The 12,827-nt window shown below is 46.9% G+C and carries 9 protein-coding genes; 7 read left to right on the forward strand and 2 right to left on the reverse strand.

The features are described 5' to 3' along the window. Positions 1-193 precede the first annotated feature (193 nt). From phoB to VRK_RS03200, 3 genes are read left to right on the forward strand one after another with little or no spacing between them, the layout of a single operon-like run. Positions 194-883 carry a phosphate regulon transcriptional regulator PhoB gene (gene phoB, locus VRK_RS03190; RefSeq protein ID WP_059120065.1) on the forward strand — a complete coding sequence of 230 codons (690 nt, stop codon included), beginning with the start codon at positions 194-196 and terminating at the stop codon, positions 881-883. Between the two features lie 38 nt (positions 884-921). Next, the gene (gene phoR / locus VRK_RS03195; protein ID WP_059120066.1) at positions 922-2,223 is read left to right on the forward strand and encodes a phosphate regulon sensor histidine kinase PhoR; all 1,302 of its coding nucleotides are present in this window, start codon (positions 922-924) and stop codon (positions 2,221-2,223) included. A 29-nt stretch (positions 2,224-2,252) separates the two neighbouring features. Continuing rightward, positions 2,253-3,206 carry a PstS family phosphate ABC transporter substrate-binding protein gene (locus VRK_RS03200; protein ID WP_059122618.1) on the forward strand — a complete coding sequence of 318 codons (954 nt, stop codon included), beginning with the start codon at positions 2,253-2,255 and terminating at the stop codon, positions 3,204-3,206. Between the two features lie 57 nt (positions 3,207-3,263). Here the strand turns inward: VRK_RS03200 and ppx are convergent, their stop codons facing one another. Beyond that, positions 3,264-4,766 (reverse strand): exopolyphosphatase, encoded by a 1,503-nt coding sequence (ppx, locus tag VRK_RS03205; protein WP_059120067.1) that lies wholly within the window; start codon positions 4,764-4,766, stop codon positions 3,264-3,266. After that, positions 4,750-6,855, reverse strand: coding sequence for a polyphosphate kinase 1 (gene ppk1, locus VRK_RS03210; RefSeq protein WP_059120068.1), 2,106 nt, complete (start codon positions 6,853-6,855; stop codon positions 4,750-4,752). Before ppk1 ends, ppx begins: the two co-directional genes overlap by 17 nt. A gap of 512 nt (positions 6,856-7,367) precedes the next feature. Between ppk1 and VRK_RS03215 the strand changes: the two genes are divergently transcribed. The 4 genes from VRK_RS03215 to phoU are packed head-to-tail and all read left to right on the forward strand — an operon-like array spanning position 7,368 to position 12,780. Beyond that, positions 7,368-9,557, forward strand: coding sequence for an ABC transporter permease subunit (locus VRK_RS03215; RefSeq protein WP_059120069.1), 2,190 nt, complete (start codon positions 7,368-7,370; stop codon positions 9,555-9,557). A gap of 17 nt (positions 9,558-9,574) precedes the next feature. Next, positions 9,575-11,215: a phosphate ABC transporter permease PstA gene (gene pstA, locus VRK_RS03220; protein ID WP_059120070.1), complete on the forward strand. Its 1,641-nt coding sequence runs from the start codon at positions 9,575-9,577 to the stop codon at positions 11,213-11,215. A 2-nt stretch (positions 11,216-11,217) separates the two neighbouring features. Continuing rightward, the gene (pstB, locus tag VRK_RS03225; protein ID WP_059120071.1) at positions 11,218-12,027 is read left to right on the forward strand and encodes a phosphate ABC transporter ATP-binding protein PstB; all 810 of its coding nucleotides are present in this window, start codon (positions 11,218-11,220) and stop codon (positions 12,025-12,027) included. A gap of 39 nt (positions 12,028-12,066) precedes the next feature. After that, positions 12,067-12,780 carry a phosphate signaling complex protein PhoU gene (gene phoU / locus VRK_RS03230; protein ID WP_059120072.1) on the forward strand — a complete coding sequence of 238 codons (714 nt, stop codon included), beginning with the start codon at positions 12,067-12,069 and terminating at the stop codon, positions 12,778-12,780. Positions 12,781-12,827: the final 47 nt, after the last annotated feature.

The raw sequence follows: 12,827 nt of genomic DNA on the forward strand, positions 1-12,827 counted from the left end.
GTCGAAGCACCACCATGACAATGCGGATCGATCCGGTAAATATTTATGGTTGCAGGATATTGCGGTAAAGCACTTATCTGTGAACTTGCGACGAAAGTTATGTGAAAATTTGTTTTCAAAGGTCACAAAAGTGTCATAATTATTTTTAATAATGCAGAGCGTTGATAGAAAAACAAACAAAGGCTAATCGGATATGTCCAGAAGGATTCTTGTGGTTGAGGACGAAGCACCTATTCGAGAGATGTTGTGTTTTGTACTTGAACAAAAAGGTTATCAGGCGGTTGAAGCTGAGGATTATGAGACCGCAATTAACAAACTCGCAGAACCTTTCCCTGATCTTGTTTTACTTGATTGGATGCTTCCCGGAGGAAGCGGTATCAATTTTATCAAGCATATGAAACGAGAAGAGTTGACCCGAAATATTCCGGTCGTAATGTTGACGGCTCGCGGTGAAGAAGAAGATAAAGTCCGGGGGCTCGAAGTCGGTGCTGATGATTACATTACCAAACCCTTTTCTCCGAAAGAGCTAGTTGCCCGACTCAAAGCGGTGATCCGACGCGTGACACCGACCGCTCTGGAAGATGTGATTGATGTTCAGGGGCTCAAACTTGATCCGGTGTCTCACCGTGTGACGGCCAATGATAAAGCGCTGGACATGGGGCCGACAGAATTTAAATTACTGCACTTCTTCATGACGCACCAAGAGCGGGTTTATAGCCGTGAACAGTTATTGAATAATGTCTGGGGGACGAATGTTTACGTCGAAGACCGGACGGTGGATGTTCATATTCGTCGCTTGCGAAAGGCTCTGGAAGATGCAGAGCACGATAAATTAGTGCAGACGGTTCGCGGTGCCGGATATCGTTTTTCAACGAAAGCATAACTGATGATTGCTCGGTTGAAGAATTGTAGAGGAGTGAGATGGTCGAACGTCTAACTTGGAAAAGGCTGGCTTGGGGGCTGGCTTTTTTTTACTGCCCTTGGTTACTTGTCGGTTGGATCTTTGGCTACATGCCTTGGTTGCTGCTGATCGCAACTGTGATTCAATTGCTCTGGCATTTGGGCAATCAAGTCCGCCTTTCCGCTTGGTTGTGGGATGAGCGTCGTTTAGGACCACCGTCTGGTAAAGGGCAGTGGGAGTATCTGTTTAATGGTATCTACCACCTCCAACAACGTCAGCGTAAAAAGCGCAAAGAGCTGACGAATCTGATCCGCCGTTTCCGCAACGGTGCTGAATCGTTGCCGGATGGTGTGGTGGTATTCCGTGATGAAGGTAATATTGTCTGGTGTAACCGTCTCGCTCAGAACCTGTTGGGGTTTCGTTGGCCGGAAGATGAAGGTCAGCCGATATCCAATCTTTTGCGGGCTCCTGATTTTATTAAATATCTCGAAAAGAATGATTTTACCGAACCGCTGGAAATTCACTCACCGCTGAATGTTGATCGCATGCTGGAGCTGCGTATTGTTCCTTACACCAAAGGTGAACACTTGTTGGTGGTTCGTGATGTGACCCAGTTAAAGCAGTTGGAAGGAATGCGGCGCAACTTCTTTGCCAATGTCTCTCATGAATTACGGACGCCAATGACCGTACTTCAAGGGTATCTGGAGATGACTGAAGACCCGGATATGCTGGGCGGCCCAATGTGGGAGAAGGCCCATCAGGTTATGACTGAGCAGTTGAGTCGGATGAATAGTCTGGTCAATCAGCTACTAACCCTATCGAAGATCGAAGCGGCACCGATGCATGAACTGGATGAGATTGTCGATATTCCTGCGATGCTCAAGGTGTTAGAGAAAGAAGCAATAAGCCTCAGTGGCGACAATCAACACCAGTTACATTTTGAAGTTGATCCTGCCCTGAAAGTTTTGGGCGATGAAGATCAGCTCAGAAGTGCGGTCTCTAATCTCGTTTATAATGCGGTCAAATATACCCCGCCCAAGGCAGAGATTCATGTGCGTTGGTATGCCAGTTATCAAGGTGCATGTCTGGAGGTTGAAGATTCAGGAGAAGGGATTGCACCGCAGCACTTACACCGTCTGACGGAACGGTTTTATCGGGTCGATAAAGCGCGTTCCCGCGATACCGGTGGCAGTGGCCTTGGGCTGGCAATTGTGAAACATGCACTCTCTCACCATGACTCACATCTTGATATTCACAGTGAAGTCGGTGTCGGCAGCCGGTTTTCTTTTGTATTACCCAAACGTCTGGTTGTGCAGCCATGAGTCGGTTCAAGCGCTGGTTATGGGGTGTTATGGTCTGTTGGTGGAGTGGTTGGTCGCTTCAAGCCGCTACATTACCTGACATTACATCACTTGAATCGTTGCCTGCATATCACAAACAGATTGGTGTCTCCGGCAGTCTATTGTCGGTGGGGTCCGATACACTGGCTGGTGTCATGTCTTTGTGGGTGGAAGCCTTTCAGGCTTATTATCCGAATATCAATATTCAAGTTCAGGCTTCCGGCTCTTCGACGGCACCACCGGCATTAATACAAGGGACGGCACAACTGGGGCCGATGAGCCGTGTGATGAGACACCGGGAGGTCGGAGCGTTTGAACAAACATATGGTTATAAACCGACGGCTTTGCGAGTGGCAATTGATGCCATCGGTATTTTCGTTCAGCAGGACAATCCGATTCAGGGACTCAGTTTCCAGCAGATCGATGCCATGTTTTCAACGACACTGCGATGTGGTGAAAATCAGCATCTGATAAGTTGGTCGCAGTTAGGCATACAGGCACGTTGGGCGCTGCGGGCGATCCAGCTATTTGGACGTAATTCTGTATCAGGGACTTACGGCTACTTTAAAAATCACGCATTGTGTGGCGGTGATTTCAGCCCCAAAGTCAATGAACAGCCCGGTTCGGCTTCTGTGGTTCAGTCGGTTGCATCGTCGATGAATGCTATCGGCTATTCTGGCATTGGCTATTCGGTTTCCGGGGTTCGGTTGGTTCCGGTATCCCGTCAGGGAACCGATTATATCTTTCCTAGCCGAGATAATATTTTATCCGGAGACTATCCGTTATCACGCTATCTCTATATTTATATCAATAAGAGTCCGGAACGGTCGCTGCCACCTGTGGAGGAAGCCTTCATTCGCTTTATTTTTTCCCGGGAAGGGCAGGCGCTGGTTGCCAAAGACGGGTATGTCTCGGTTTCGCCACAAATTGTCAAACAAGAGCTGGCGAAAGTCGGGTTAAATTGAGACTCAAAAGACGATGACGCTGCAATATGGTCACCGTCTTTAACTCTTAGAAGTCTTTTAAAAGTTCAATGTCCAACCAATATTTTCCCAGTATTGCTGTTCGTTGAGCAGATCGGCATGAAGCAGTTTGTTGTTTTCTAACCATTCGGCGTCATGGCTGGAGAGCGTCCAGACGTTGTCCTCTGCCGTCAGAAATATCTCCGGGAGTAAGTCATCACTTCTTTGTCCATTCAGAACAATAGCCAGCCGGAGAATGCGGATTAGCCGGATGATCTGTTTTTTCTTGTAGAGTGTGAAGTCCGGCATTTCGTTGAGCTTTAAAGCCTTTCTCTGAAAACGGGCTAATGTTGAGAGCACCAATTGCTGCTCGCTGTTAAAGCCCGGCATATTGGTATAGCGAAGAATATACTCCGAATGACGGTGGTATCCTTGTAGACTAATGCTGAGACCAACTTCGTGTAACAGTGCGCTCCATTCCAGCAAATCGACCAGTTCATCATCCTGAGCCGAAATATTGGCTCCGTGATTGATTTGCTCAAAAAACTGGCGAGCCAATCCTTTGATTTTGGCAGCGTGTTCCAGGTCTACCCGATGTTTCTGAGCGAGACTCTCGGTTGTTCTCAGACGAATATCCGAGCATTTAAAGCGTTCTTCCATCTCATACAACAGACCCTCTCTGAGGGCACCTTGTGAAAAATGCATCTCTTTGATATTCAGATCTTTTAAAATGGCATAAATAATGGCAACGCCTGCGGCAAATACCGGTTTTCTTTCGTCACTGAGTCCCTTGATATCCAACTCTTCAATCTGTGTTTTTTCACAGAGTTTGTCGATCAGTGTCTCCAATCGTTCGATGGTAATGATGCCATCGTCATAGCCAATGCCGATCAACACTTCCCGGACCGCTTTGATTGTACCAGATGAGCCAAACGCACTTTGCCAGCCTTTCTTTCGATACTGTCGGGCGACGGATTCCAGCTTTTGCTGTGCGGCAACAAATGCTTGGGCAAACAGCTTTTTGGAGAGCTTGCCTTGTGGGAAGAAGCGCTGATTGTAACTGACACATCCCATCTGGAGGCTGTTGACGAGTTGCGCTTCGAATCCCTGACCAATCACCATTTCCGTACTCCCCCCGCCAATATCAACGACAAGCATTGAGTCCGATTGTGGTTGGGTATGAGCAACTCCTAAATAAATGAGTCGCCCTTCTTCCATACCCGGAATAATCTCTATCGGGTAGGGCAGAATTGCCCGGGCACGTTCGATGAATTTCTGAGCATTTGTTGCTTGTCGTAAGGTATGGGTTGCCGCGATACGGACATTTTCAGGTGCGAACCCCTGAATGCGTTCAGCAAACATCGCAAGGCAATCCAACCCGCGAGTGATCGCATCGGCATTGAGTTTTTTATTGTCATCTAGCCCTGATGCCAGCCGGACACGTTGTTTATGGCTGCTGATCAACTGAAGATCCTGGTCGATGACCTGTGCGACAACCATGTGGAAACTGTTTGAACCTAAATCAATTGCAGCAATATGCCGGGGTTCACTGGATGCTTTCATTAGACTTTACTTCTATTGCTTTTTGCTTGCGTGTTTGTTTTTCGACATTTTTCAGATAATCGTAAATTGCTATCTGAGAACGTATTTTCTTCCGGTTACCGCGGTTAACATATCTGTTACTCATCTCTTTGTCTATCCAGCGAGCTTTAACCGTATCGGTAAAGTGAATGTTGATGAGGTCAATGATACGTTTTTTCAGGCGCTCGTCACGAATTGGTGTGGCAACTTCAATCCGGTGATCGATATTTCGCGTCATCCAGTCTGCGGAAGAAATATAAACCAGCGGATCCCCGTCATTGTGGGTAATGATGACGCGAGGATGCTCCAAAAACCGATCAACGATACTAATGATTTGGATGTTGTCACTGATGCCTTCTATTCCGGGTACCAGAGAACACATACCTCGGATGATCATTTTGATCTGAACACCGGCAGAACTGGCTTCATAAAGTTTGTTACTCAGATCTCGATCAACCAGATTATTCACTTTCAAGGTAATGGCGGCTTTCTTATTGGCTCTGGCATTGGCAATTTCATTATCCAACAATTCATTGATACGGACGCGGGAGTTTCGGGGCGATACAATCAGGTGACGGAATTTGACCGGGCGGTATGGATTCTCAATGTAGCCAAACACGCTGCGTACTTCATTGGTAATCTCCGGATCTGCGGTTAACAGTGAAAAATCGGTATAAATTCTGGCGGTTCTTTCATGAAAGTTACCGGTTCCGATATGTGCGTAGCGGACGATTTCTTCTTCCTCTTTACGACTGATCAAGAGCAGTTTTGAGTGGATTTTGAGTCCCGGAGCACCAAAAATAACATGTACACCGGCTTCAGTCAGGATTCTGGACCATTCGATATTCGCCTCTTCATCGAAGCGGGCTTGTAGTTCGACCACAACCGTCACCTGTTTACCATTCATGACGGCATGGATCAGGGAATGCATCAATTTCGAATCTTTCGCGACGCGATAAATATTAATTTTGATACTGAGAACTTTAGGATCAAATGACGCTTGTCTGACCAGCTCGGTAATATGTTCGAAAGTGTGGTAGGGGTAATAAAGCAGAATATCTTGCTCTCTGATCGCATCAAAACTGTTGGCGAAACCGAAAAAATCAGCACACTTGATCGGTGGCATCGGCTTGTTTTCCAAGTAGTCCCGACCGACATTTGGAAATGAGATAAAATCTTTGAAATTATGATACCGGCCACCGGGAAGCAGGCTATCATAATTGGAAATTTTGAGTTTATCGCACAGAAACTGCAACATCTCTTTCGGCATGCTATTTTCGTAGACAAAGCGTACCGGCATGGCCGTTAAACGCTGACTGAGGCCTTCCGACATCTGTTCCAGCAAACTGTGTTCCACTTCATGGCTGAGATCATATTCGGCATCCCGGGTCATCTTAATCGCGTAACCATTGAGTTGCTCATACTCGAAGAACCCTCTGAAAATATCGTCCAGACAATAGCGAATAATATTATCCAGTAACATAATCGTTTTGCGCTGTTTGCCTTTTTGCTCCGGCACCATGATAAACCGAGGCAGGTGATTGGTCGGAATCTCAATCAGTGCATAGTGAGAACGTTCATCGGTGTTCAGTTCTACGGCAATGTAAGCATATTCATCTTTGAGAAATTGCAGCATGTCAGCTTCTTCATTGAGTAGCCAAGGCGTGATGTGCTGAATCACTTCATTTTTGAAATACTTTCTGACCCATTTCCCTTGAAATTCGTCCAACTGGGTTTCATTGACTAAAAAAATTCTCCGGCGAGCCATCTCCTTAATGAGATCGTTATACAGTTCTTCGAATTCCAGATTGAGTTTGAGTGCTTTGCTTTGCATCTTGGAGAGTAGGTGCTTGTATGTACTGTTGCCGCCATGCTCCCGATCAATCAGGATCCGCCGTTTTACATCGGCAAAACGGACTTTGTAAAACTCATCTAAGTTGTTAGAAAAAATTCCCAGAAAACGTATCCGTTCAATGAGTGGGACTGACTTATCCGCAGCTTCTTGGAGAACTCGTTCATTAAAAGATAACCAGCTTAATTCTTTTTCAATATATAACTTTTCAACACTCATACAATCAGACCTTTCATACAAAACTCGGGGCGATATATTTAGCGACAGTTAATCAGTCATGATGACTGATTCTCAGTGAAATAATAGTCAGTGAAATAATAGTCAGTAAGATAATAACTAGTGAGTCATAGCGTTAGTATACGTAGCCCACATCATATAAAGAAAACATAACTATCAGTAATAAAAAAGAAAGTTAGGTGTTTTGTGTTACATTTTTATTTCAAAGTATATAAGACATTTGGTGATTCGTGGCGTTGTCTAGGGATATTTGCTCATTTGGACGAGGGGAACAAACTGAAAAAATACTGACGAATCAATCATAAAATCAGACTCATGGGTCACTTGTTATTTCAGGTGGTTAGCGCTTGTTGTAATATAAATGTCACGTCATTGACATATGCTTATGGGTCGGAGATATAGAAGCTCGAGGCCTTGTGAGTCCGTCGCTGGCCGGACGGGCGTTATTCTCTGTCTGTGTTATTGGTATATCGGTCAGATTCATTAGGACAAACATGTCATACCCTCAGTTTTCTCTCAAAGCAGCGGATAAAAAGCGTCTTGTTAAAGATCGGCTGATTCGTTTTACCGTTAGTGCTGGTGGTGTCAGTGTGCTTGGGGCTCTGATCTTAATTTTTGTGTATCTGATTTGGGTGGCGTTTCCCCTGTTTTTCAGCGCTGAAATCAAGATGTCTCCCGCTCATATCAGTGTCTCAACCTCTGATCAGGTCCCGATCCAACTCGCCGTTGATGAATATGGTCAGTATGTCTTTATGCTGGATCATCTTGGGAAAATGACGTTCTGGTCTACTCAAAAATCAGATCAGTCTCCGCTCTGGCTGCAGCAACTCGATTTCGTACCTAAGCAGGGTGCGGTCGTCGGGCATTGGTTTGCAGCATTAGGTGCCGATAAACAGCTGGTTATCGGCCGACCTCAATTTACCCATCGGCTTCGTGCGGGGGCGACGGTTTTCGTCCCGGATGTTGAACAATTACCATTACCTTCATCACTCAGTGCCGATATCCCGGATCATGTACAGCGCTTGACGTTTGCTGTGTCTGCACAGGAAGTAACGCTCGCATTTGCCACGCAAGGTGGCACGCTGACGGTTTTGTCATGGTCCCGGCATTCAGCGCAAGTGAATGCCTTTCATTTTCCTGAGCCGATTGCGGCTGACGCGTTATTATTGTCCCCGGATGGTCAGATGCTGTATGTCCGCGAAGGTGGGCATCTTGTCATTGCAACCCGTAATGGTCAGACATATCAGGTCAGAGAGGTGGTTGATCTGACCCGAGGTGATACCCACCAAACAATCGTCCAGATGGCGTTATTACCGGGTGGTGACTCACTGTTAGTGCGTGACCAGCAAGGCGTTGTCACCCAATGGTTTGACGTCATCCGGGATCAAAAAAGACAATTTATGCCAATCCGTGCATTCAACACTGGTGAGCAAACCAGTCTGATCGTGACGGATGCTTATCATCAGGGATTTTTCTCATTCCATCACGATGGTCAAGTCCGCAATTATCAGGCAACGAATCATAAGCTCGTTCTGAGCCGAAAGGTGTTTGAACAATCGCCGGATAAGGTGGCGTTGTCTGACAATGAAAAATATCTGGTGGCTTATCATCAGGGGCGTCTGAATCTGGCTCGCGTTGATCTCGGATATCCGGAGATATCATTTTCTGCACTTTGGCAGAAGCTGTGGTATGAAAATTACCCTGAGCCTGACTATGTCTGGCAAACGACCTCGGCTTCAGATAGCTTCGAACCCAAGTTTAGTTTGATTCCTATCGCTTTTGGTACTATCAAAGCCGCGTTGTATGCGATGATTTTTGCTGTGCCGATGGCAATTTTAGCCGCGATTTATACCGCTTATTTCATGTCTGCCCGGATGCGACGTAAGGTAAAGCCGACAATCGAACTGATGGAAGCATTACCGACCGTCATTATCGGCTTTCTGGCCGGGTTGTGGCTGGCACCGATTTTAGAGCGTCATCTGGTCTCTGCGGTAGTCATGATCATCTTATTGCCGTTATCGACGATTGTGTTTGGCCTGATTTGGCATTTTTCACCGGATCGATGGCGCGGAACAGTGCAGCGTGGCTGGCACGCTGCGCTTTTAGTGCCAGTTTTGGCCGGTGTAATTGTCCTGATGTTGCCCATTGGCTTTCACCTTGAAACTTGGCTATTTGATGGCGATATCCGGGTGTTTCTGGCGCAATACGGTATCGACTTCAATCAGCGCAATGCATTGGTGGTTGGGATCGCCATGGGATTTGCGGTAATTCCGACCATTTTTACCATCGCTGAAGATGCGATTTTCTCGGTGCCGAAACACCTTTCTGATGGGTCGCTTGCATTGGGAGCGACGCCTTGGCAAACCCTGACTCATGTCGTATTGCTGACGGCAAGCCCGGGTATCTTTTCCGCGATCATGATGGGGCTTGGACGCGCAGTCGGTGAAACGATGATTGTATTGATGGCCACCGGCAATACACCGATTATGGACTGGAACATTTTTGAAGGAATGAGAACGCTGGCTGCGACCATTGCGGTGGAACTACCGGAAGCAGAAGTGGGAAGTAGTCAGTATCGATTGCTGTTTTTGGGCGCATTGCTTCTGTTTATCTTCACATTTTTAGTGAATGCGTTGGCGGAATGGATTCGATTGCGCCTGCGAGAAAAATATCGGGCATTGTAATGTTAGGACTGGATTAAATGGTGAATTGGATAAAGTCCGGCTCTCCGTGGATATGGTTGACAGGCGGTGCGGTGAGTTTCAGTTTACTTGCAGTATTAGGGCTATTGCTGCTGATTGGTTGGAAAGGATTGACCTATTTCTGGCCGACACCGCTGTTATCATGGCAGACGTCGTCAGGTGAGCGTTTGATTGGTCAGTTGTATGACCAAGATAAAGTGCTGGCCTCTCATTTGTTCCCACCGGAAGATGCCAAGACAGAACAACAAGGGGATTCGATTATTCGTTTGCATATTAAGGTTGCGAATCGAGATATTTATCCGTCAGATTTTATATCGGTTCTGAAAAGTCAGCTCTCTGAACCATCGATGCCACAAGGATGGGCCGTGATTGAGCGGGTACGGGACGGGCAGTTTTTTGGCAAACCAATCGGCTATCAGCTGGCTGACGGCGTGATGGCGGATGACATTGATGCAGCCTTGCAAGTCGGACTGCATGAGTCAGAGCAGCGCCATCAACAGATTCAAACCCTTATACATGACAAAATGCAGGTCTGGAGCCAACAGATTGAAAAACTCCGTTTAGAGAAACGCAAGCGGGAACTGAATCATCAGATCAATGCCGCTTATCTGGCACAATATGAACAGCAGAAGTCAGTGTTGGAACAAAAGTTAACCACGATTTCTCAGACCTTGGATGCGTTGCGGGAGCAACTCAGGATGCAAGCGCTGGTGGTGGTGGATATGCGAGGGGATACGATTCACATTCCGGTAAGTCAGATCTTGAATATATGGTATCCCAACGATATGTCTTGGCCGGAAAAAGTGGTTCACTGGGGAAAACAGGTATGGCATTTTGTTTCGGATAACCCAAGAGAGTCTAATTCGGAAGGTGGGGTTTTCCCGGCAATTTTCGGCACCATCTTACTGGTGATTATTATGTCTGTCATCGTCATGCCGTTGGGTGTGGTTGCAGCGATTTATTTGCATGAATATGCCGGTGAAAATACCTTAACCCATCTGATCCGCGTTGCGGTGATGAATTTGGCTGGTGTGCCTTCAATTGTTTATGGTGTTTTCGGACTCGGTTTTTTTGTCTATACCATCGGTGGGACAATCGATTCGCTCTTTTATGCCGAGCGTTTACCAGCCCCGACTTTCGGCACGCCCGGTCTGTTATGGTCGGCGTTGACGCTGGCTGTGCTCACGTTACCGGTTGTGATTGTTGCGACAGAGGAAGGGCTAAGTCGAATTCCACTTGCTGTACGCCATGGCTCGTTGGCACTGGGAGCCACCCAGTTTGAAACCATTTGGCGGGTGGTTTTGCCGATGGCAACACCTGCTATGATTACAGGGTTGATTCTGGCTGTTGCCAGAGCTGCCGGTGAAGTGGCACCGTTGATGCTGGTTGGGGTGGTCAAAATGGCATCTCGCCTGCCGGTTGATAATGAGTTTCCATTTATTCATTTAGAACGAAAATTTATGCATCTGGGATTTCATATTTATGACGTCGGTTTTCAGACCAGCAATATTGAAGCTGCACGTCCGCTGGTATTCGCGACCTCATTCTTACTCGTGGCCGTGATTGTTGCGCTGAATCTGACAGCAATTAGTATCCGGAATAATCTGCGGGAGAAATACAGAACAATGGGACAGGATTAATCATGTTGCCGCTGAATCATACGCAGCCATCAATTGATGTGAATCATCTCAGTGATAAACAGACAGCGATCGAGATTGATGATCTCAGCCTGTTTTATCAGGGAACCGTCGCGCTCAGCCATATTTCAATGCGGATACCCAAAGGGCAAGTCACCGCGTTTATCGGGCCTTCCGGCTGCGGTAAGTCAACGTTATTGCGTTGTATGAACCGGATGAATGATTTGGTTGAAGGCTGTCGCGTCGAAGGAAGAGTGACACTGCACGGTCAGGATATTTATGCGCCATCCGTGGATGTTGCAACACTGCGCCGGCGAGTGGGGATGGTGTTTCAGCGTCCGAATCCGTTCCCGAAGTCAATCTATGAAAATGTGATTTATGGGCTTCGTTTACAAGGTATCCGGAATGCCCGGATATTGGATGATGCTGTGGAGCGTTCGTTGCGGGCGGCAGCGCTGTGGGAAGAAGTGAAACATCGTTTGCATGAGAATGCATTCGGCTTATCCGGTGGGCAGCAACAGCGTTTGGTGATTGCCCGGGCCATTGCGATTGAGCCGGAAATTCTCTTATTGGATGAGCCGACTTCAGCGCTTGACCCGATCTCGACTCTGACGATAGAAGAGCTGATCAATGATCTGAAAACCAAATATACGGTGGTGATTGTCACGCATAACATGCAACAGGCAGCGCGAGTCAGTGATCATACGGCCTTCATTCATATGGGAAAGTTGGTTGAATATGCTGATACGGATACCATTTTTACATCGCCGGTGAAAAAACAGACCGAAGATTATATTACCGGGCGTTACGGATAAACGTTCGTCGTTACGACGATACAATTTAAGAGAGGTATTATGCAGTTTGGTCGTCACATATCCGGACAGTTCAACGCTGAGCTTGAAGCGATCCGGACTCATGTCCTGACAATGGGGGGATTGGTCGAGCAGCAGTTATCCTATGCCATGCAAGCATTGCACAGGCAAGATCTGGAACTTGCTCGTCAGGTGATCCGCGATGATCACAAAGTCAATGCAATGGAAGTATCTATTGATGATGCCTGTACCCGGATTATTGCCAAGAGACAGCCGACCGCGAAAGATTTACGCTTGATTATTGCCATTATCAAGACCATCACTGATTTGGAGCGAATTGGCGATGTTGCGACCAAAATGGCTCACGTTGCTATCGAGAGTCCTGCTTCGAAAGAGCGTCGGTTTCAAGTGTCTCTGGAGCCATTATGCCGCCAAGCAATTGCAATGCTGCATCAAGTGCTGGATGCATTTGCTCGTATGGATGTGGAGGCTGCGGCCCAGGTTCACAAACTCGATGATCGGCTCGATTCAGAATACGAAGCGGTGATTCGCCAGTTGATGACCTATATGATGGAAGATACCAAAAATATTCCGCATATCCTGCAAGTGATGTGGTCTGCTCGAGCCATTGAACGCGTCGGTGACCGTTGTCAGAATATCTGTGAATACATTATCTATTTTGTGAAAGGTAAAGATGTCCGCCATCTGGGCGATCAATCGCTGGATGATGTGTTAAAAACTGATTCCGACACATAAAAAAACCGGAGCAGAGCTCCGGTTTGGTATATCGACTTTACTTTTCA

The sequence above is a fragment of the Vibrio sp. MEBiC08052 genome, from assembly GCF_001506075.1.
Classification (GTDB): Bacteria; Pseudomonadota; Gammaproteobacteria; order Enterobacterales; family Vibrionaceae; genus Vibrio.